Origin of the sequence: Urbifossiella limnaea, from assembly GCF_007747215.1 — a bacterium.
In the GTDB taxonomy this organism is placed as follows: domain Bacteria; phylum Planctomycetota; class Planctomycetia; order Gemmatales; family Gemmataceae; genus Urbifossiella; species Urbifossiella limnaea.
The window spans coordinates 3,111,071-3,129,935 of record NZ_CP036273.1; the positions used below are offsets into that span (position 1 = coordinate 3,111,071).

The window sequence follows — 18,865 nt, forward strand, 5'->3', positions numbered from 1 at the left end:
CCCGTGTCCTGCCTCCTGTCTTCTCGGGAACCCGGTGACGTACGCGTCACCGCATGACGTAGAGCAGTACGGAAGCGCACCTCCGCTGGGGGGCGGGGTTGCGGGTTGGCGGGGGTGAAGGATACCATCCGGCGGCTTTCGACCCGGGTTGTGCCCGGGCGGGGGAAGGAGCCCGTTCATGAGCGTAGGACGTGCGCAGCGCCAGCGGCAGAAGCTGCACATCCGGTGGATGATCCGGCGCGACATGCCGGACGTACTCGCGGCCGAGCGGGCCAGCTTCGAGTACGCGTGGACGGAGGACGACTTCCTCCGCTGCCTCCGCCAGCGGAACTGCATCGGCATGGTCGCCGAGAGCGACGACCCGGTCGGCCCCGCCCCCGGCGTGCGGGTGGCCGGGTTCATGATCTACGAGCTCCACAAGACCCGCCTGCACATCCTGAACTTCGCTGTCCACCCGCTGGCCCGGCGGAACGGGATCGGCGGGCAGATGCTCGGCAAGCTCGTCCACAAGCTCACGACGCACCGCCGGCTCAAGATCACGCTCGCGGTGCGGGAGCGGAACATCGACGCCCAGGTGTTCTTCCGCGACCACGACTTCCGCGCCACCAAGGTGCTGCGGAATTACTACGAGGACAGCGGCGAGGACGCCTTCCAGATGGAGCTCTGGGCGCCGTCCGACTACGCCGACGAGGACGACGGCCCGGTCAACCGGATTGCCCAGTACGAGGAGCGCTAGGAACCGAGCCCGGGGCCGCCCCGGGCTTTCGGTCTAGGGAGGGACGCCCATGCGGACGGTGACGCGGCGGTGGTGGAAGGCGGCTGTGGCGGTCGTGGTGGCCGCGTGCGGCGTCGCGCTGCTTGCCCCGGACCGCCGCGCGACGGCCCAGACCCCGCCGCAGTGGATGCGGTCGTCGTCGCCGCTGTCGCCAGCCGCCGCCGCAAGCACGCCGCTTCCGCCGGCGCCGGGTGCAATCATTCCCGCGAGTGCCGTGCTGCCCGCCGCTCTTCAACCGCCAGTCCCGCCGCTCCCCGCGCTGCCGGGGACGCCCCCGGTTCCGCCGCCGCCGGTGCAACTCGATTTCAAAGCGCCGGTCGCGCCGAAGGTACCCGCCGTACCGCCGATCGCGCCGGTGCTCCCGCTTACCCCGCCCGCGCCACCCGCAAAGTCGGCCCCGCCGGCAGAACCGCCGACCCCGTCGAAGACGGTTTCACCCTTGCGTCCGGCTGATACGGGGAATAGTGTCAAAACAGACGCCGCGTGGAAGTCCGCGCCGCCGGTCGCACCGACGCCCCGCGTCGCGGACCGGGCCAAGCCGGCTCAGGGGCCAGTGCCACCGTCGGAGCGCGACGTGTTCGCGTTGCCCCCGCCGCCGGCACCGACCCCGGTAGCACCTGTACCGGTTCCCGCGCCGGTCGCCGGCCCGGTGGCACCGCCTACGATGCCTCCGATGCCGGTCCCGGTCGCCGGCCCGGTGGCACCCGCGCTGCCCGTGCCCCCGCCCGCCGTACCCGTAGCGACGACACCCGGAGCCGACCCCATGATGTTCAAGTCGACCGCCGCCGCGGCCGTCCTCGGCGGCGCCCTGATGCTCCCGCAACCGGCCGCCGCCCAGGACAAGGGCGCCGCAAAGACCACCGACCAGAAGCTGGAAGACATCCAGAAGTCGCTCACCAAGCTCACCGAGATGCTGGAGGGCAAGAAGGACGAGACCGGCGTCGTGCTGCCGTCCGACCCCGGCGTCGTGCGGCAGCTGAAGGAACTGCGTGACGAAGTGGCGTCGTTGAAGTCGCAGTTCGAGACGTTGAAGTCCACGTCGCTGCGGCCGGCGGCCACCGGACCTGCGATCCCCGGTGTGCCGAACCAGATGCCGGGTGGCAACCCGGCGCCCGCCGCCCCTCAACAGGGCACGGTGCGCGTGGTGAACGAGTACCCGGTCGAAATCACGATGGTGGTCAACGGCCGGACGCACCGCGTGGCCCCGAACGCCACGCAGGACATCGCCGTCGTGTCCGGCGAATTCAGCTACCAACTGCTGTCGGCGAACACCGCCGCGGCGCCGACCCGCAGCACCATCCGCCCCGGCGAGGTGGTGACGCTGCGGATCAAGTAGTATCAATCCGAGTCGCCGCGAAGCCCGGGGACGGCCGTCCCCGGGCTTTTTTATGTCACCAGCACGACCCGCACGTCCATGACGTTGGTGCCCGTCAGGCCGGGCTTCAGCAGGTCGCCCGTTGCGGCGAAGTAAGGGTAGGCGTCGTGTCGTCGAAGGTGCTCGGCGGCGTCTCGGCCGCGCTCCAGGGTGCCGGCGTCGGCCACCGCCCCGGCGGCGTCGGTGGGGCCGTCTTCTCCGTCGGTGCCGCCGCTGAGCACGGTCACGCCTGCCATCCCCTCGGGCGTCGCGGCGAGCTTTAGCATCAGAGCGAGAACGAACTCCTGGTTCCTGCCGCCCTTCCCAGGATGGTCGCCGAGGGTCACCGTCGTCTCGCCGCCGATCAGGACGCACGCCGGAGAGGCGATCGGCTTCGCGTCGCGGCGGATGCTGCGAACCACGCCGGCGACGGCCGCAGCCACCGCGGCCGTCTCGCCTTCGACGAATGCCCCGAGGTCGAGGACGCGGTAGCCACGCCGCTCGGCCTCTGCGGCCGCGGCGTCGAGCGCGACGCGGTTGCTGCCGATGACGCGGTTCACAACGTGCGGCGGCAGCACTTTCAGTGTCTCGGACGTGCCGCGGGCGAGCAGTTGGTTCACCGCCGGCGGCACGTGCTTGGTCAGGCCGTACCGCGCCAGCACGGCAACGGCGTCGGCGAAGGTGGTGGGGTCGGGTGCGGTCGGGCCGGAGGCGATCACGTCGAGCGGGTCGCCGACCACGTCCGATACGATCAGCGTGAGAAGGAGCTTGCCGCGGAACGCGGCCGCGAGGCGTCCGCCCTTCACCCGCGACAGGTGCTTGCGGACGCAGTTCATCTCGTCGATCGTCGCCCCGCTCCGGTGGAGCAACCGGGTAACGGCGAGCTTGTCGTCGAGTGTGACACCGGCTGCCGGCGCCGGCAACAGCGCCGACCCGCCGCCCGACAGCAGGCACACGGCCACGTCATCGGGACCGGCGTCGGCGAGGAGTTTCAGCATCTCCTCGGCACCGGCTACACCCGCCGCGGTCGGCTCGTTCACGCCCGCCGGGCGAGCGGCGTGCAATCGAACGCTACCCCGCATCCCCTCCTGGCCGGCAGGGACGTTGACGATGCCGGTTGCGGCGTCGAGGTAGTCGCCGAGGCCGGCGAGCATCGCGGCCCCGGCCTTGCCGGCGCCGAGGATGAGGAGCCGCTGGCCTGGCGGGAGCGGTTCGCGCGCCAGCGATTCCCGCACGAGCCGCTCGGGGTCGGCGGCGCGGACAGCCGCCGACCAGATTGCCAGCGCGTCGTCGCGCACCGCGCTCACTTCTTGGCGGCCGTCGGCGTGGCGTCGACCTCCAGGTCGCCCAGGGCGTACTGGATGCCGGCCAGGTAGTGCCGCAGCACCGCGGGATTCCAGAAGATCGCCTCGTTGTGGCCGAGGGAGCAGTAGAAGTTGCGCCCCTTGTCGTAGGTCGTCACCCAGCTGATGGGGTAGAACCCGTCCGCCCGCTTGCCGATCTTCAGGTTCGTCTTCTCCCCGTCGAGCGCCAGCAGGTAGCGGCGCTCGCCCTGCACGGCGGTGTCGGCGCGGAACTGGTAAATCTCGTCGGTGATGTCGAACCCGCCGCCGTTGAACGAGGCGTTGATCGGGTGCGTCGGGTCGAGGTTCTTGACGCCGACCTTACCGCCTGCGTTCCACGGGTGGCCGTCGAACGCCCCGCCCATCATCTTGTTGTAAGCCTTCCACCCGCCGTAGGTGTCGGTCGCCGAGTGGACGCCGATCAACCCCTTCCCGGACGCCACGAACGCCTCCAGGCTCTTCTTGAGCGCCTCCTCGCGGGCGTCCTGCGTGGCCTTGTCGCCGCTCTTCGGGCGGAGGCAGTTGCCGGTGGTGTTGAGCATGAACACGGCGTCGAACTTCGCCAGCTTCTCCGGCTCGAAGAACGACTCGTCCTCGGTGGCGAACGCGGTGTACGCCTTCGTCTTGTCGCCCATCAGGATGATGGCACGCGTGCCGATCGCGATGGAGCTGTGTCGGAACCCGGCGGTGCGACTGTAGATCAGGATGTTCCGCGGCGCCTTCGGGGTGGCGGGCGCCTTGTCGGGCAGTGCCGCCTCGACCTTGGCGAGCTGGTCCGGCGGCTGGGCGGACGCGGAGAGGCTGACGAGGGCGGCGGCGACGAGTCCGAGTGCCGCGGCGACGAGCGGGCGGGTCATTGGGGTCCGCGGGGCAGGGGGGAGGGTGGGCACGGGGAACAGCCTATCCCGCCCCCGCGATGGTTGCCAGGGGTCACGGCTTCTTCGGCTCCGGCGGCGGGGTGCCGTCTTCGTCGTAGTCCTTCAACTTCCGCACCCACACGTTGCGGTACCGCACCGGGTTGCTGTGGTCCGAGAGGTGCAACTGGAACTCGTTGGCGTTCCCGCCGAACTCGACGGCGTGGTGAACCAGTACGCCGTTGTGCAGCACCGTGATCAGTGCCGGCTTCGTCACCTTTCCGGCGTCGTCCTTCCGCGCCAGGCGGGTGATGATGTCGTAAGTCTGCCACGCGCCGGGGCGGCGACTTGCGTTCACCAGCGGCGGGAAGCGGTTGTACAACGCCGCGGCCTGACCGTCGGGGTACGTGTCGTTCCCGAACGAGTCGAGCACCTGAATCTCGCCGAAGCCGCCGAGGTGGACGCCGCTGTTGCCGCGGCCCTGGCCGTTGCCCTTCACCTCCTTCGGCGTCGCCCACTCGATGTGGAGTTGGGCGTCACCGAACTTCGCTTTCGTGGTGATGCCGCCGCCGCGGGTTACCTCGGCGTACCCGCTCTCGACCTTCCAGTGCGGCACCGCGTCCGGGTCGCCGGCCTTCTTCCCCGACTTGAACCACGCCGCAAGGTTGGTGCCGTCGAACAGCACGGTTGCATCCGCCGGCGGCTTCCCGGGCGCGTCGTCGCTCCCCCAGCCCGGCGGCTCCACGACCGGGGGCCGGGGCCGCTTCATGTCGCCGGCCCGGTACTTCACCGGTTCTTTCTTCACGAGCCGCGGCGGCGGGATGTCCTGGGCGAGTGCAAACGCCGCCACCGCGAACAGGGTGCAGGTTGCGAGGGCGCGCATGAGGTGGGTTCTCCGGGCGGGTGTGAATAGCGTAAACCGCGGGGTTGCGTGCCGCCAGCCCCTCCCTTACGCTCTGGGTTCCGCCCGCGTTCCCCTCCGGAGTCTCTCATGCCGACGCCCCGTCCCACCCGCCGCGCCGCGCTCGCGGCCGGGTTCGCCGCGCCGTTCGTGTTCCGCCACTTCGCCCAGGCCCGGCCGAGCGAGACCGTCCTGCACGCCAGCTTCGGCGCCGACGGCATGGCATGGTCCGATATCCAGTCGCTCGCCGCCAGCCCGCACCTCAAGCTCGTTGCCGTGTGTGAGGTGGACGAGGCCCGGCTGGCGAACGTGAAGCGCCGCTTCCCCGACGTCCGCGTCTACACCGACTACCGGCAGTTGCTGGAGCGCGAGCGCGACCTGCACTCGGTGAACGTCTCGACGCCGGACCACATGCACGCCCCGATCGCCATGACGGCGATGCAGCGCGGCCTGCACGTCTACGGCCAGAAGCCGCTGACGCAGACGATCCACGAGGCCCGCCGGCTGACCGAGGTCGCGGCCGAGAAACGGCTCATCACGCAAATGGGGATTCAGATCCACTCGCACCCGGTCCACAAGCAGGTGGTGGCGCTCGTCCACGCCGGCGCGATCGGGAAGGTGAAGGAGGTTCACTCCTGGAGCGGCAAGTCGTGGGGCGACACGGCCGCGAAGCCGGACCGCAAGGACGACATCCCGAAGGGGCTCGACTGGGACAAGTGGCTCGGCGTGGCGGCGGACCGGCCGTTCATCGGCAACGGCTACTACCACCCGGGCAACTGGCGGAAGCGGCTCGACTTCGGCACAGGTACATTCGGCGACATGGGTTGCCACATCCTCGACCCGGTGTTCGGCGCCCTCGGCGTCGGCAACCCGCTGACGATCCGCTCCGAGCTGCCGGGGCCGAACGCGTACAACTGGTCGCTGGACGTGAAGGTGCGCTACGTGTTCCCCGGCACCCGGCACACGACCGAGCGGGTGGCGCTGACGTGGTACAACGGAAACGCCCGTCCGCCGGCCGACGTGGCCGCGCTGATCGGCGACCGCAAGCTGAACGACCAGGGTTCCATCTACATCGGCGAGGCGGGCGTGATGTACTCGCCGTACATCGGGCCGCCGGTGCTTCTACCGGCCGACAAGTTCCGCGACTACCGAATGCCTGCGACGACCGGAGACGACCACTACCGCCAGTTCGTCGAGGCCGTGCGCGGCAACGGCACGACGAGCGCGCCCTTCAGCTACTCCGGCCCGCTGACGGAGATGGTGCTGCTGGGCTGCCTGGCGACGCGCTTCCCGCAGGCGGACCTGACGTGGGACACGAAGGCGCTGCGGGTGACGAACAACGACGCGGCGAACCGGTTCGTGCGGCGTGAGTACCGCCGCGGGTGGGACGTGCCCGGCATGTAACGGCACACGGGGTGCATGGCGGCACCCGCATGGCTTCCGTCGGGCATCAGCGGGATGTCGGTCGGTCGCAGGCAGGCGGGCCGTCGGGGGCAACCCCGGCGACTCGTTCTACTTCAAGGCTGGTCGCGGAACGGTCAGCGTGGTCGGCGCTAAGACAACGCAAGCTCACGCAAAGGCACAAAGCCGCCAAGAACACAGCCCTTAGTGCTCTTGGCGGCTTTGCACCTTTGCGTGAGCCGCTTCTTCACTCTTTCGGCGGCGTGAAGTCCGCGATGTAAAGCTGTGTCGGGCTACGGCCGTCGCGGCTGGTGGTCCACATCACTTTCGTGTAGTCCGGGCTGAACACCGGCAGCACGTCCTGCCCCGGGGCGTGCGTGATGCGGGTCGTCTTCCCCGTCTCGACGTTCATCCAGTACAGGTCGTAGTTCGGCCGCGCGAGTTCGTTCGAGTGGTCGGCCGCCGTGTAAATGATGTGCTTGCCGTCCTTGTACCAGTACGGCGCCCAGTACACCCACTTGTCGTCACTGGTCAACGCCTTTTCGCCGGTGCCGTCGGCGTTGATGACGAACAGCTGGAGCCGGTCCTTTTCCTTGCGGTCGGCGCGAAACACCACCTTCGTGGCGTCCGGGCTGAAGAACGGGCCGCCGTTGTAACAGTTCGCAACGTTCGTCAGTTGTTTCGCGCCCGTGCCGTCGGCGTTCATCGTGAACAGCTGCACGTTCCCCGCTGTGCCGGCGCTGTAGACGAGCTTCTTGCCGTCGGCCGAGTAGCTCCCTTCGGCGGTGTATACTTTCGAGTCTGGCGTCAGGCACTTCAGGTCGGTACCGTCCGGGTTGGCCTCGTAAATCTTCATGAACGGGTCGAAGTCCCAGGCGTATCGTCGGCGGACGTTGTTCTTCTTGTCCTGCTCGCGCTGCACGAACTCGGCGATCTGGTGCTTCTTCGCGTCCGGGTCTTCGTGGCTGCTGGCGAAGATGACCCGCTTCCCGTCCGGGCGGAAGTAGGCGCACGTGGTGCGGCCCACGCCGGGGCTGATGCGGCGGCGGTTCCCCGTCGCCAGGTCCTGCACGAAAATCTGGTAAAACGGGTTCCCTGCGTCGCTCTCCTCGGCCTGGTAGATGACCTGCTTGCCGTCCGGCGAGAAGTACCCCTCGCCGGCGCGGACGAAGTTGCTCGTCACCTGCTTGATGTTCTTCAGGTACGGCGACTCGGCCATCTGCCAGTCCGCGGCCGGCGGCTGGCCGGGGGCGAACGTCAGTGCCAGAACCAAAGGCGTCATCGCGGTTCCTCGCGTGTGGTGGCGTCGTCTATCATTCTTGCGTTGTCCGACCCGCCCGGCCACCGCGAGCCGCCCTGATGCCGCCGCCGAAGCCTCCGGAGCCGTGCCGCCTGTGCGGCCGCCCGTTCCCGCCGGACCGGCTGACGAAGCACCACTGCAAACCGAAGGCGAAGGGCGGCACGACCAAGGACGTGGAGCTGGTCTGCTCGCAGTGCCATGGCATGGTTCACGCCACGTTCACGAACACGACGCTCGCGGTGCTGTACCCGACGATCGACCAGCTGCGGACGGCGCCGGAGCTGGGGCCGTTCCGGACGTGGGTGCGGAAGCAGCCGCCGTCGCGGAGGAAGCGGAACAAGGAGCGGCGCCGGAAGGTGTGAGGTCACCGCTCGTCGTCGTACAGTTCGTCCTCTTCGTCTTCCTCACGCCGGCGGCGCCGCCGGCGTTCGGCATCCGTCGGCGTCTTCACGATCTCTTCGCCGCCGCGGTCCAGGTAGTCGAGGTACAGCTGCACCATCAGGTGCTGCCCCGCCATCATGCCGACGATGCTCGCCGGGTAGACGCCGACGAAGCACGCCAGCATGCCAAGGAAAAGCAGTGGCACCGTCAGCAGCATCAGCACCAGGAGGGCGACGACCGCTCGGCCACCGACCAGCTTCATGAACGACAGCGTGAATCGGACCGCCCCGCCGAGGTCGAAGCGGTTCGCCATCTCGGCGTAGAACTGGACCGGGATCATGATCGCGTTCACGCCGATGATGCCGAAGAAGTACACGGCCACCGCGAGGGCGGCCCCGACACCCGGCGAGTTCGCGGCGGCGCCGACCGCGACGGCCGCGAACACGGCGGCAATCAGCACCGGAATGAAGACGAGGGCCGCGATGAGGCTGAGAAGGAACGGCCACAACCCGCGGGTGAGGAGCTCGACGAACCGGTCGAACGAGAAGTCGGGGTAGCGCCGCAGGTCGGGGTCGCGGACGAGGCGCTCGGCCATCTCGGCCTGGTAGCCGAGGAGCACGAGCGGGCCGACGACGGGGATGAACAGGCAGACGGTGGCGAGGAGGAGATTCGTCCAGCCGTTCGGCTTCTGGCCGATGAAGAATCCGAACGCGAGCTGGTACTGCACGGCGGCCCCCGGCGTGGTAGGGTACGCCCCCACGCTACCCGCCGCCGCCCCGTCCGGCCAGCCTCACGGCGGGCCGAGCACCCAGTTCACGGCGCGGTCCACGACGTTCGGCTCCGGCACCACGGTCGCCCCGGCCTGCACCACCTGATTCCACCGGGCCGGGTCGGCGGGGATTCGCTGGCCCGTCAGGTTGACGAGGCCGTCGTGCGCCCGACCGACCACGGCCGCGTCCTTGCCGTGCTCGGCGGTCATCACCTGGGCCAGCGCCGTCACCGCCTCGGGGTGCCGGCACTGGCCGAGACCGCGAACGGCCGCGAGTCGTACGTCGCGGTCTTCGGAGCCTTCGGGCCCCTGCCCGGGCGCGCTGCTGCCGGCGATCGACGCCAGGAACGCGATCGTCTCCGGCCGCCCGCCGCGGCCGAGCGACTCGACGACGCGGCAGCGGATCGTCGTGACCGTGTCGGGGGCGAACCCGGTCGGCACCGCCAGCGGCGGCCGCGCGCCGGGGACGCGCGCCGTCGGCACGGTCGCGTCCTCGCTGCGGCCGTGGGCGTTCTGGTACGCGAGCATCAGCACGCCGGCGGCGCGCTGGTCCTGGAAGCGGGCGAGCGCCTCGATCGCCGACAGCCTCAGTACGGGGCTCGGGTCGCTGGTCGCGGCGCGGGCAAGGGTGTCGATCATCTCGTCCTGGTCGGCCTGGCTGCCGCCGTTGGTCAGCGGCTCTTGTAGCCGCAGCATCGCCTTCGCCCGGTCGTCGCCGGACCGCGGCGGGTTCGCCCGCAGCACGACGAGCGGGTCTTCCGGCCGCACCATCTTTACGGTGGTGTCGAACGGGGAGGAGCGGAACGTGCGGCTGGTGACGGTGTCGAGGGTGGACGCGCAGCCGGTGAGGGCGACGCACGTTCCCACGACGCCGGCGATCGGCAGTACCCGGAGCACGGTCCCCTCCCGTCAGCGCCCGACGCGGTTTCGCGGCCGCATACCGGGGTGGCGAGCGGGGGTCAACCGGAACCGCGAACCGGAACGGGGTGGCGGGTGTCCGGGGTGGTAGGTAGGATGGGCGGGTATCGGGGCGTAGCGCAGTCTGGTAGCGCGCCTGCCTTGGGAGCAGGAGGCCGTCGGTTCAAATCCGGCCGCCCCGACTCGGTTGGTCAGTGACGATTGCCTTGCAGCCGAAGCGTTTTTCGCTTACCCCAGCTTCCGCTGGGTGCGGCTTCCGAACCAAGCGAACTGTGGAATCATTCCACAATCGCATCGGAGCCCGAGCGTGAACCGTAATCCCTTCCCGACGTACGTCCTTCACAAGCAGTCCGGCCGCGGCCGCGTCATCTGGTACGACGCCGCCGGCAACCGGCAGCAGAGACTCCTTCCCGGGCTGTTCAACTCGCCTGAATCTCGGACCGCGTTCGTCCGCTTCCAGCTCGAACTGGAAGTCTCTCCGACCGCTGCCGTGGCGACCCGCGAGGGCCTCACCGTCGCGGAAGTGTTGGCCGCCTTCCTCGAACATGCCAAGCAGCACTACCGCCACCCGGACGGCACGCCGACCAGTGAAGTGAGCGTGCTCAAGGGCGTGATCCGGGCGGTGCGCGAGCTGCACGCCGAAACCCCCGCTGCCGAGTTCGGGCCGCTGGCGCTAAAGACCGCTCGGCAGCTGTGGGTCAACGAGGGGCTCGCCCGCACAGGCTGCAACCGCCGGGTGCGAATCGTCCGCCGCATCTTCAAGTGGGCGGTCTCCGAGGAACTGATCCCGCCCGCCGTCTACCAGAGGCTCGCCGCCGTCGCCGCGCTCCAGCGCGGGCGAACCGCGGCGCCCGACCTCGACCCTGTCCGGCCGGTCGAGGAGAACGTCGTCGATGCGACGCTCCCGTACCTCAACCGATTCGTTCGCGGGCTCGTCGAGTTCCAGCGGTTGACGGGTTGTCGGCCGGGCGAGGCCTGCCGGGTCCGCCGGACCGACATCGACACGGGGGGCGAGGTGTGGCTGTATACGCCGCGGCGCCACAAGAATTCCCACCGCGGCAAGTCCCGAGTTGTAGCCATCGGGCCGAAGGCGCAGGCGCTTCTGCGGGAATTCTTCGTCCCCAATCTCGACGCCCCGCTGTTCAGCCCGATGCGGGCCACTGAGGAGGTGCGGGCCGCTCGGGCCGCCGCCCGGAAGACGCCCCGCTGGCCGTCGCACCTGGCCCGCAACGCGGCCAAGCGGGTTAAGCTCCCGAAGCGTACTCCGAAGGACGCGTACGACGCGACGAGTTACGCACGGGCCGTCAGAAAGGCCGCGATCAAGGCCGGCGTGCCCCACTGGCACCCGAACCAGTTACGGCACAGCTACGCCACCAAGGCCCGGAAGATGTTTTCGCTGGAGCACGCCGGAGCTGCCCTCGGGCACTCGAAGATGAGCGTCACCGAGGTCTACGCCGAGCGGGACGGGGCACTCGCCGCGACGGTTGCCGCGAAGATCGGGTAAGGTTTGGTGTCGGACGGCTGGGAGTCGCTTACCCCCAGCCGTGGTCGCGGTCACCCACCCTCGGTACTCAACTTCCTTGCCCTCGCCAGCGCCGATCGTGGGCACCGTGGCCGAGAAACGAAGAACGCCCCGACCGACACCAGGGCGTTCTCTGCTTCCCGCGTGTCGCCGCCCTTACTTCGCCCTCTTCGCTTCCCAATCCTTCTTCTGCTCCTTACCCCCGACCGTCGTCTCGTAGGACCCCTTGATGGAGTCCGCGCTCAGCTTGCCGCTGTACTTGCTCGTGAACTTCTCGCCGCCGCGCTCGCGGGTGACGCTGAACCGCACCTCGCCGTCCTTGAAGGTCCCGTCCTCGATCTTGGACTCGCCGTCCTTGCCGGTGGACACCGTCCCGGTCAGCTTCCCGCCCGCGTTCGCCAGCTTGAGGGTGACGTCCCGCTTCTCCCCCTTCCGCTCGACCGTCCATGTCCACGTGCCGGTCGGGTCGGCCGCCTGGTCCTGGGCCTGGGTGGTGCCGGTCATGACGACCAGGCCGGCCGCCATGAGTCCGAGTGCGAGATGCTTCACGATCGTTCCTCCGTGGGGGTGCGGCCGCCCCGGCCGCGGGGGGGCTGTTATACCGCCACCGGAAAAGGGCGGCGTGCCCCGCGACGGCGCGGGCACGGTGGTTCGCATGATCGACCGTCGGTTCAGCCCGTCCGGCTTGTTCCGTCCCTACCGCCGTCGCGACGAGCTCGCGCAGCACTCGCCCATCCTGCCACCTTGCGACGACCTGCCGCCCGCCGCACCATAGCCGCTCCGCGGAGGGACGGCATGAGCGAGCAGGTGCGGATCAACGGCGTGGCGGTGTTCGCCTACGCCGAGGGCGGGCGGCTACGGGTCTCGCTGGACGACTGGGAGCGGCTCGGCATGGTGCCCGGCCAGCAGGTCACGATCGGCGACGAGCGGCACCTCTTGGTGGGAACCGAGGACCAGCCGCCGTTCGTGTGGCTATGGCTGCAGGCACTCTCGCGGAAGGTGGGGTGACCATGCACGACCGCGCGTGGCAGGTGCCCGAGGAGGCGTTCGTGGCGGCGTGGAATGGGGCCGGATCTCTGGACGAGGCGGTACAGCGGGTCAGGGAGTTGGTGGGTGGGAAGAACGTGCCACGGTGGGCGGTGTTGGCGAGGGCGACCGCCCTGCGGAAGGCGGGCAAGTCCATGAAGGACTTGCGGCCCGCTGCGGCGGCGTGAGTACTGCACGCGAGGGCGATCTCGGGTGCGGCGCGCCGGTGGGTCGGGTCAGTACTCTTTCCGAAGGGGCGGCTCCGCCCCGAGGATAGTCCCCGAGTCGTCGGCCGTCACGTAGTAGCTGTTCGGGATCTCGACCCCGGCCGCACTCCCGGTCATCACGTTCACCCGGAAGCGGTTCCCCCAGAGGGGAGCGACCGTCACCCGGTACAGTTCGGCCGGGCGGCCGAGTCTCGCGAGCACCTCGGCCCGGATGCCGTCCGAACGCGTCCGGCACGTCGGCTCCGGCTGCGGGATCCCGGGTTCCGCCGGCGGGGGTGTGGTCATGGTGCTCATGGCGTCACTCCGGTATGGTCTCCGCCGCACGGGGGGCGGCAGGCAGGTGTCACGTTGTAGATGGCGTCAATGCCGGGAGGATTCCGTCGTCGACCGGTTCTCGCCCGTCGGGCGGGAGCGTACCGCGGTGCCACACGTGATCGCAAGGGGATGTGACACACCCCTGTGAACCGTGTAAGTAGCGCGGGGTTGGACAGGTATCTCTGACGGGCCGGCCGCGGTCTCTCTGACTGAATAGGCGACAGTCAGGGGCGCGGCCGGTCTTTTCGTTTACCGGTGGCGGCGGACCACCTCGATGCTGGCGTCCCGGCCCTGCCGCTCCAGCCGCCAGACCGCCCGCTGGGCGTCGTCCCAGTCGTCGAACACCCGGTAGCGGTCCCAGTGCCCGTGGTGCCGGACCAGTACCAAATAGTCGTCGCGGTCGGGGAAGCCCGGGCCGTGCGGCTCCTTCAGGCCGGGGAACGGCGGCTGGGCGGAGGCGGTGGCAGGGGAATTGGTCAGCCCGACGGCGGTCCCGGTCGCGACCACGGCCGTCAGGATCATTTTCCGGAGCATGACTCGGTCTCCTCTCGGGTGTCCCGTCTAGTTCCTCCCTTCACGCCGAAGTAACGAGTGCCCCGGCCAACTTGCGTCGCCCGGCGCCGTGCCTCATTCGGGTTTCACGTCTGGTGATGATCGGCCGCGTGGGTGGTTGCGACTCCGGCGTCGGTCGCCGCGCCCGCGGTGGTGTAACCCGGCGCGACCCTGCCGGTATCTTTCGTGGTGGCGCACACCCCGGGGCACCGTGATGAAAGTAATGTCCGACATCCCGTTCTCGGTCCTCGACCTGTCGCCCGTCTGCCAAGGTGGAACGGCGGCCGAGTCGTTCCGCGACACCCTCCACCTCGCCCGGCACGCCGAGCGGCTGGGGTTCCACCGGTACTGGCTGGCCGAGCACCACAGCCTGCCGGGCATCGCCAGTGCCGCGACGGCCGTGGTCATCGCCCATGTCGCCGGCGGCACGTCCACGATCCGCGTCGGGTCCGGCGGGATCATGCTCCCGAACCACGCCCCGCTGGTGATCGCCGAGCAGTTCGGCACGCTGGAGTCGCTGTTCCCGGGCCGGATCGACCTCGGGCTCGGCCGCGCCCCCGGCGGGAGCATGCCGACGGCCCGCGCGCTGCGGCGGGGCCTCGGGAGCAGCGGCGACACGTTCCCGCACGACGTGCAGGAGTTGATGGCGTACTTCCGCGCCGGCGGGCCGGGGAACGGGGTCCACGCCGTCCCGGGCGAGGGCCTGGACGTGCCCGTCTGGCTCCTCGGGTCGAGCGACTTCTCGGCCCTACTCGCGGCCGAGCTGGGCCTGCCGTTCGCGTTCGCGTCGCACTTCGCCCCGGACCTCCTGCACGAGGCCCTCGCGCTGTACCGCCGGCACTTCGAGCCGTCGGCGCGCCTGGACAAGCCCCACGTGATGGTCGCGGCGAACGTGTTCGCGGCCGACACGGACGCCGCCGCCCTGCGGCTGTTCACCTCGGCGCAGCAGCAGTTCCTGAACCTGGTCCGCGGCACCCCGGGGCTGCTACCGCCGCCGGTCGAGTCGATGGAACGGGTATGGCTCCCGCATGAGCGGCAGCACGTCGAGCGGATGACCCGGTGCTCGGCCGTCGGGTCGCCCGAGACCGTGAGCCAGTGGCTGGAGCGGTTCGCGGAGGAGACACAGGCGGACGAGATGATCCTGGCCGGGCAGATCTACGACCACGCCGCCCGCCTCCGGTCGTTCGAGATCGCGGCTGACGTTCATGCCGGCCTCGGTCGGGAAGCGGCCGGCGTTTGACCGCCGTGCCGGGCGGCGTACATCGACCCCACTTCCTCGCCCTCACCCCCGCCGACCGAGGGGACCCTGGCCGACAAACCCGTTGCGGGTGACCCGCACGACCTGGCCCGCTTTGTGGACGCGCAGGAGGGCGTCTCGACCGGGCGCTCGCCGAGGTGCGGGCGGGGCGGAAGCGGTCGCACTGGATGTGGTTCGTCTTCCCGCAGATCGACGGCCTCGGCTTCAGCTCGATGGCCCGCCGGTACGCGATCTGGAACCGGGCGGAGGCCGAGGCGTACCTCGCGCACCCGGTCCTGGGGCCGCGGCTAGTGGCGTGCGCCGAGACGGCCGCGGCGGTGCCAATGCCCGCGTCCGCACTCGACGTGTTCGGCTCGCCCGATGACCTGAAGTTGCGGTCGTCGGCCACGCTGTTCGCGGCCGTGTCGCCCGCCGGCTCGGTGTTCGAGCGGGTACTCGACCGGTACTTCCCGGGCGAGAGTGACCCGGCGACGCTCCGGCTCCTGGGCACGTCGCCCGACCCGGCCTGACGGACCCGCCGATGAAGATCGCCACCTACAACGTGAATAGCGTGAACGCCCGGCTGCCGGTGCTGCTCCGGTGGCTCGCCGAGACGCGGCCCGACGTGGCGTGCCTGCAAGAGTTGAAGGCCGTGCAGGAGAAGTTCCCCACCGAGGCCATTCGGGAGGCGGGGTATCACGCCATCTGGCACGGGCAGAAGGCGTGGAACGGCGTCGCCATCCTGGCGCGGGCGGGCGAGCCGGCCGAGACGGGGCGCGGCCTTCCCGGCGACCCGGACGACTTTCACAGCCGGTATCTCGAAGGCACGGTCGGCGGCGTGGGGGTCGGCTGCCTCTACCTGCCGAACGGGAACCCGGCACCGGGGCCGAAGTTCGACTACAAGCTCCGCTGGATGGACCGGTTCGCGGCGCGGGCGGCGGAACTGGTGGCCTCGCCCGACCCGGTGGTCCTCGCGGGCGACTACAACGTGATCCCCGAGGAACTCGACGTGTACGACCCGGCGGGCTGGGAGGCCGACGCGCTGTTCCGCCCGGAGACTTGCGAGGCGTACCGCCGGCTGCTCGCCCAGGGGTGGACGGACGCGCTGCGTCACCTGAACCCCGGCGAGCGGGTGTTCACCTTCTGGGACTACACGGCCGGGGCGTGGCGGCGGAACGCCGGGCTGCGGATCGACCACCTGCTGCTGAACCCGGCCGCCGCGGGCCGGCTCGTCGCGGCGGGCGTGGACCGGCACGTCCGCGGGTGGGAGAAGACCAGCGACCACGCCCCGACGTGGGTCGAGTTGCGGGACGTGTAGGCGCGCGGGTGGGTTGCGGTGAGCCCGTGCGTCCCGGGGCGGGTCCGTAGGGAACACGGGACGGGTCAAGGAGGATAGTGGTGGGGTCGAACGAACCGGTGCGGGCGGGCGGGGGGACGGCGGTCGCGATTCTTGTGGCGCTGAGCGTCTCGCACCTGCTCAACGACACCATCCAGTCCCTGATCGCGGCCGTCTACCCGGTCCTCAAGGACACCTACGCCCTCACCTACACCCAGATCGGGCTCGTCACCCTCGCCTTCCAGTGCACCGCGTCGCTGCTCCAGCCGCTGGTCGGGCTGGCCACCGACCGGCGTCCGCAGCCGTTTTCCCTCGCCCTCGGCATGGGCGTTACCCTCGGCGGGCTGCTACTCCTGTCGGTCGCCGACAGCTTCCCCCTGATCCTCACCGCGGCCGCGCTCGTCGGCGTCGGGTCGGCGGTGTTCCACCCGGAGGCGTCGCGGATGGCCCGCCTCGCGTCCGGCGGGCGGCACGGGCTGGCGCAGTCGCTGTTCCAGGTCGGCGGGAACGGCGGGTCGGCGCTCGGGCCGCTGCTGGCGGCGTTCGTCGTCGTGCCGTGGGGGCAGCGCAGCCTGGCCTGGTTCTCCGTCGCGGCCGTCGCCGCGATGCTGCTCCTGGTCGGCGTCGGGCGGTGGTACAAGGCGCACCTGGCCGACCGGGCCGCGAAGAGAGCGACCGCGACGCCGTCGCCGCTGTCCCCGCGCCGGGCCGCGTTCGCCGTCGGCGTGCTGTTGTGCCTGATTTTTTCGAAGTACTTCTACCTGGCGAGCCTGACGAGCTACTACACCCTGTACCTGATCGACACGTTCGGCGTGGGCGTCGCGGACGCCCAGCTGCGGCTGTTCGTGTTCCTCGGGGCGGTCGCGGCCGGCACGTTCCTCGGCGGCCCGGTCGGGGACCGGGTCGGGTTCAAGGCGGTGATCTGGGGGTCGATCCTCGGGGTGCTGCCGTTCACCCTGATCCTGCCGCACGCCGACCTGTTCTGGACGACCGTGCTGACCGTGCCCATCGGGCTGATCCTGGCGTCGGCGTTCTCCGCGATCATGGTGTACGCGCAAGAGTTGCTGCCGAGTCGGGTGGGGCTCGTGGCGGGGCTGTTCTTCGGGTTCGCGTTCGGGATGGGCGGGATCGGGGCCGCCGCGCTCGGCTGGCTCGCCGACCAGACGAGCATCCGGTTCGTGTACGAGGTCTGCGCGTACCTGCCGCTGATCGGGCTCCTGACGGCGCTCCTGCCGAACCTCCGGCGGCCCGTGTAAGGTCCGGCCGCCGGCGGGCCTATCCCCGGAATCTCCCCGCCGTATTTGCCAACGCCCTCACCCACGGAAGGTGCCGACCCTTGCGCGCGACCCGATCCGGCCTGTTCGTCATCTCGCTGCTCGGCGCCCTGAGCGTTGTCAGCCCGTTCGCCATCGACATGTACCTCCCCGCGTTCCCGGAACTGGCCGCCGGGTTCGGGGTGCCGAGCACGACCGTCGCGCTCACGCTGTCGAGCTACTTCATCGGGCTGGCCCTCGGGCAGGTGGTGTACGGCCCGCTCCTCGACCGGTTCGGGCGGAAGCCGCCGCTGGTCGTCGGGCTGTCGCTGTTCGTCGTCACGTCGGTCGGCTGTGCGTTCGCCCCGGACGTGTACACGCTCATCGCACTGCGGTTCGTCCAGGCACTGGGCGGGTGCGTGGCGCAGGTGGCGTCGGTGGCGATGGTCCGCGACTTCTTCCCGCGCGACCAGGCGGCCCGGGTGCTGTCCCGGCTGTTCCTGTTCATCGCCGTGTCGCCGCTGCTGGCCCCGACCGTCGGCACGCTGGTGATCGGGCTCGGCGGGTGGCCGGCGGCGTTCGTCTCACTGGCGGTGGTGGTGGCCGGCATCCTCGCGCTCGTACTCACGCTGCTGCCCGAGGGGCACACCCCGGACCCGGGCATCTCGCTGCGGCCGGGGCCGATCGTGGCCGAGTACCTGTCGATCCTGCGGCACCCGCGGTTCCACACCTACGCCGGGGCCGGGGCGTTCTCGTTCGCCGGGCTTTTCACGTTCGTGGCCGGGTCGCCGGTACTGTTCATGGACGGGTTCGGGGTGGACGGCCGCACCTACAGCCTGATCTTCGCCCTGCTCGCCGGCGGGTTCATCGGCGCGAGCCAGGTGAACGTCGTACTGCTCCGGCGGTGGCGGAGCGAGACGCTATTCCTCGCCTTCCTGGCGGCGCAGGTCGTGTTCGGCGCGGTGTTTCTGATCGGCACCTGGGCCGGGGTACTCGGCCTCGGAGGGACGCTGGCGGTGCTGTTCGGGTTCCTGTGCTGCGTCGGGGTGACGAACCCGAATGCGTCGGCCCTGGCGATCGGCCCGTTCTCGCGGAACGCCGGGAGCGCGTCGGCCCTGCTCGGGTTCTTCCAGCTCGGCACCGGGGCGGTGATCTCGACGGCGATCGGCGCCGCCAGCCCGGGCGACCGGGTGCCGATCGTGGCCGTGTTCGGGGTGACGGCCGCGGTCGGGTTGACGATTCTGCAGGTGGGCCGGCGGCGGGCGGAGGCCAGCCCGGTGGCGGAGGAACTGGCCCCGCCCGCCGAGCTGGAAGAGCCGGCCTGCCAGCACAACAACGTGGCGGGCGAGTGCGAGGTCTGCCGCGTGTAGGGGGTGTCTACAGTTCGACCGCGACGAGGTG

21 protein-coding genes, 1 tRNA gene and 1 pseudogene are annotated in these 18,865 nt (G+C 70.3%); 13 read left to right on the top strand and 10 right to left on the bottom strand.

Annotation, left to right across the window (positions count from 1 at the left end; genetic code table 11):
- Window positions 1-178 precede the first annotated feature (178 nt).
- Window positions 179-736: a GNAT family N-acetyltransferase gene (locus ETAA1_RS12700; RefSeq protein WP_202920852.1), complete on the top strand. Its 558-nt coding sequence runs from the start codon at window positions 179-181 to the stop codon at window positions 734-736.
- 33 nt (window positions 737-769) lie between these two features.
- Here ETAA1_RS12700 and ETAA1_RS12705 read toward each other — a convergent pair whose 3' ends face one another.
- Entirely contained in the window at window positions 770-976 is a 207-nt protein-coding gene (locus tag ETAA1_RS12705) for a hypothetical protein (RefSeq protein WP_145238524.1), read from the bottom strand.
- A 562-nt stretch (window positions 977-1,538) separates the two neighbouring features.
- Between ETAA1_RS12705 and ETAA1_RS12710 the strand changes: the two genes are divergently transcribed.
- Window positions 1,539-2,111, top strand: coding sequence for a hypothetical protein (locus ETAA1_RS12710; RefSeq protein WP_145238527.1), 573 nt, complete (start codon window positions 1,539-1,541; stop codon window positions 2,109-2,111).
- Between the two features lie 50 nt (window positions 2,112-2,161).
- Here ETAA1_RS12710 and ETAA1_RS12715 read toward each other — a convergent pair whose 3' ends face one another.
- The 3 genes from ETAA1_RS12715 to ETAA1_RS12725 form a co-directional block, all read right to left on the bottom strand.
- On the bottom strand, window positions 2,162-3,427 hold the full coding sequence (locus tag ETAA1_RS12715) for a glycerate kinase type-2 family protein (RefSeq protein WP_145238530.1): 1,266 nt from the start codon (window positions 3,425-3,427) through the stop codon (window positions 2,162-2,164).
- A gap of 5 nt (window positions 3,428-3,432) precedes the next feature.
- Window positions 3,433-4,329 (bottom strand): ThuA domain-containing protein, encoded by an 897-nt coding sequence (locus ETAA1_RS12720; protein WP_145238533.1) that lies wholly within the window; start codon window positions 4,327-4,329, stop codon window positions 3,433-3,435.
- Between the two features lie 73 nt (window positions 4,330-4,402).
- A complete protein-coding gene (locus ETAA1_RS12725; protein ID WP_145238535.1) occupies window positions 4,403-5,209 on the bottom strand; it encodes a 3-keto-disaccharide hydrolase in 807 nt (268 codons plus the stop codon).
- 108 nt (window positions 5,210-5,317) lie between these two features.
- Between ETAA1_RS12725 and ETAA1_RS12730 the strand changes: the two genes are divergently transcribed.
- On the top strand, window positions 5,318-6,631 hold the full coding sequence (locus tag ETAA1_RS12730) for a Gfo/Idh/MocA family protein (RefSeq protein WP_145238538.1): 1,314 nt from the start codon (window positions 5,318-5,320) through the stop codon (window positions 6,629-6,631).
- A gap of 244 nt (window positions 6,632-6,875) precedes the next feature.
- On the opposite strand, the gene ETAA1_RS12735 is transcribed toward ETAA1_RS12730, so the two are convergent.
- Window positions 6,876-7,910 carry a TolB-like translocation protein gene (locus ETAA1_RS12735; protein WP_145238541.1) on the bottom strand — a complete coding sequence of 345 codons (1,035 nt, stop codon included), beginning with the start codon at window positions 7,908-7,910 and terminating at the stop codon, window positions 6,876-6,878.
- A 77-nt stretch (window positions 7,911-7,987) separates the two neighbouring features.
- Between ETAA1_RS12735 and ETAA1_RS12740 the strand changes: the two genes are divergently transcribed.
- Window positions 7,988-8,290 (top strand): HNH endonuclease, encoded by a 303-nt coding sequence (locus ETAA1_RS12740; protein WP_145238544.1) that lies wholly within the window; start codon window positions 7,988-7,990, stop codon window positions 8,288-8,290.
- 2 nt (window positions 8,291-8,292) lie between these two features.
- Here the strand turns inward: ETAA1_RS12740 and ETAA1_RS12745 are convergent, their stop codons facing one another.
- Both ETAA1_RS12745 and ETAA1_RS12750 read right to left on the bottom strand, forming a co-directional pair.
- The gene (locus ETAA1_RS12745; protein ID WP_202920853.1) at window positions 8,293-9,036 is read right to left on the bottom strand and encodes a DUF4013 domain-containing protein; all 744 of its coding nucleotides are present in this window, start codon (window positions 9,034-9,036) and stop codon (window positions 8,293-8,295) included.
- A 63-nt stretch (window positions 9,037-9,099) separates the two neighbouring features.
- Window positions 9,100-9,975, bottom strand: coding sequence for a HEAT repeat domain-containing protein (locus ETAA1_RS12750; protein ID WP_145238550.1), 876 nt, complete (start codon window positions 9,973-9,975; stop codon window positions 9,100-9,102).
- Between the two features lie 129 nt (window positions 9,976-10,104).
- Here ETAA1_RS12750 and ETAA1_RS12755 point away from each other — a divergent pair.
- Both ETAA1_RS12755 and ETAA1_RS12760 read left to right on the top strand, forming a co-directional pair.
- Window positions 10,105-10,178 (top strand) — tRNA-Pro (locus ETAA1_RS12755).
- Window positions 10,179-10,303: 125 nt separating this feature from the next.
- Window positions 10,304-11,500 carry a tyrosine-type recombinase/integrase gene (locus ETAA1_RS12760; RefSeq protein WP_202920854.1) on the top strand — a complete coding sequence of 399 codons (1,197 nt, stop codon included), beginning with the start codon at window positions 10,304-10,306 and terminating at the stop codon, window positions 11,498-11,500.
- Window positions 11,501-11,674: 174 nt separating this feature from the next.
- Here the strand turns inward: ETAA1_RS12760 and ETAA1_RS12765 are convergent, their stop codons facing one another.
- Window positions 11,675-12,067, bottom strand: a complete 393-nt coding sequence (locus tag ETAA1_RS12765) for a DUF2147 domain-containing protein (RefSeq protein WP_202920855.1) — start codon at window positions 12,065-12,067, stop codon at window positions 11,675-11,677.
- Between the two features lie 246 nt (window positions 12,068-12,313).
- Between ETAA1_RS12765 and ETAA1_RS12770 the strand changes: the two genes are divergently transcribed.
- Window positions 12,314-12,526 carry a hypothetical protein gene (locus ETAA1_RS12770; RefSeq protein ID WP_145238556.1) on the top strand — a complete coding sequence of 71 codons (213 nt, stop codon included), beginning with the start codon at window positions 12,314-12,316 and terminating at the stop codon, window positions 12,524-12,526.
- Window positions 12,527-12,528: 2 nt separating this feature from the next.
- Window positions 12,529-12,732: a hypothetical protein gene (locus ETAA1_RS12775; RefSeq protein ID WP_145238559.1), complete on the top strand. Its 204-nt coding sequence runs from the start codon at window positions 12,529-12,531 to the stop codon at window positions 12,730-12,732.
- A gap of 48 nt (window positions 12,733-12,780) precedes the next feature.
- Here the strand turns inward: ETAA1_RS12775 and ETAA1_RS12780 are convergent, their stop codons facing one another.
- On the bottom strand, window positions 12,781-13,065 hold the full coding sequence (locus tag ETAA1_RS12780; protein WP_145238562.1) for a hypothetical protein: 285 nt from the start codon (window positions 13,063-13,065) through the stop codon (window positions 12,781-12,783).
- Window positions 13,066-13,335: 270 nt separating this feature from the next.
- The gene (locus ETAA1_RS12785; RefSeq protein WP_145238565.1) at window positions 13,336-13,620 is read right to left on the bottom strand and encodes a hypothetical protein; all 285 of its coding nucleotides are present in this window, start codon (window positions 13,618-13,620) and stop codon (window positions 13,336-13,338) included.
- Window positions 13,621-13,852: 232 nt separating this feature from the next.
- Between ETAA1_RS12785 and ETAA1_RS12790 the strand changes: the two genes are divergently transcribed.
- From ETAA1_RS12790 to ETAA1_RS12810, 5 genes and pseudogenes are all read left to right on the top strand, one after another.
- Complete coding sequence (locus ETAA1_RS12790; protein ID WP_202920856.1) at window positions 13,853-14,878, top strand: LLM class flavin-dependent oxidoreductase; 1,026 nt, start codon at window positions 13,853-13,855, stop codon at window positions 14,876-14,878.
- Between the two features lie 66 nt (window positions 14,879-14,944).
- A pseudogene (locus ETAA1_RS12795) lies at window positions 14,945-15,405 on the top strand (DUF1810 domain-containing protein).
- An 11-nt stretch (window positions 15,406-15,416) separates the two neighbouring features.
- Window positions 15,417-16,193, top strand: a complete 777-nt coding sequence (gene xth / locus ETAA1_RS12800) for an exodeoxyribonuclease III (protein ID WP_145238570.1) — start codon at window positions 15,417-15,419, stop codon at window positions 16,191-16,193.
- 80 nt (window positions 16,194-16,273) lie between these two features.
- A complete protein-coding gene (locus ETAA1_RS12805; RefSeq protein WP_238389433.1) occupies window positions 16,274-17,467 on the top strand; it encodes an MFS transporter in 1,194 nt (397 codons plus the stop codon).
- An 80-nt stretch (window positions 17,468-17,547) separates the two neighbouring features.
- Window positions 17,548-18,834 (top strand): multidrug effflux MFS transporter, encoded by a 1,287-nt coding sequence (locus ETAA1_RS12810; RefSeq protein WP_145238577.1) that lies wholly within the window; start codon window positions 17,548-17,550, stop codon window positions 18,832-18,834.
- Window positions 18,835-18,865 lie beyond the last annotated feature (31 nt).

Bases quoted from the DNA above. Each gene is read 5' to 3' on its own strand.
- ETAA1_RS12700 (WP_202920852.1), top strand. From the start codon at position 179: ATGAGCGTAGGACGTGCGCAGCGCCAGCGGCAGAAGCTGCACATCCGG.
- ETAA1_RS12705 (WP_145238524.1), bottom strand. From the start codon at position 976: ATGATTGCACCCGGCGCCGGCGGAAGCGGCGTGCTTGCGGCGGCGGCT.
- ETAA1_RS12710 (WP_145238527.1), top strand. From the start codon at position 1,539: ATGATGTTCAAGTCGACCGCCGCCGCGGCCGTCCTCGGCGGCGCCCTG.
- ETAA1_RS12720 (WP_145238533.1), bottom strand. From the start codon at position 4,329: ATGACCCGCCCGCTCGTCGCCGCGGCACTCGGACTCGTCGCCGCCGCC.
- ETAA1_RS12725 (WP_145238535.1), bottom strand. From the start codon at position 5,209: ATGCGCGCCCTCGCAACCTGCACCCTGTTCGCGGTGGCGGCGTTTGCA.
- ETAA1_RS12730 (WP_145238538.1), top strand. From the start codon at position 5,318: ATGCCGACGCCCCGTCCCACCCGCCGCGCCGCGCTCGCGGCCGGGTTC.
- ETAA1_RS12735 (WP_145238541.1), bottom strand. From the start codon at position 7,910: ATGACGCCTTTGGTTCTGGCACTGACGTTCGCCCCCGGCCAGCCGCCG.
- ETAA1_RS12740 (WP_145238544.1), top strand. From the start codon at position 7,988: ATGCCGCCGCCGAAGCCTCCGGAGCCGTGCCGCCTGTGCGGCCGCCCG.
- ETAA1_RS12770 (WP_145238556.1), top strand. From the start codon at position 12,314: ATGAGCGAGCAGGTGCGGATCAACGGCGTGGCGGTGTTCGCCTACGCC.
- ETAA1_RS12775 (WP_145238559.1), top strand. From the start codon at position 12,529: ATGCACGACCGCGCGTGGCAGGTGCCCGAGGAGGCGTTCGTGGCGGCG.
- ETAA1_RS12780 (WP_145238562.1), bottom strand. From the start codon at position 13,065: ATGAGCACCATGACCACACCCCCGCCGGCGGAACCCGGGATCCCGCAG.
- ETAA1_RS12785 (WP_145238565.1), bottom strand. From the start codon at position 13,620: ATGCTCCGGAAAATGATCCTGACGGCCGTGGTCGCGACCGGGACCGCC.
- ETAA1_RS12790 (WP_202920856.1), top strand. From the start codon at position 13,853: ATGAAAGTAATGTCCGACATCCCGTTCTCGGTCCTCGACCTGTCGCCC.
- xth (WP_145238570.1), top strand. From the start codon at position 15,417: ATGAAGATCGCCACCTACAACGTGAATAGCGTGAACGCCCGGCTGCCG.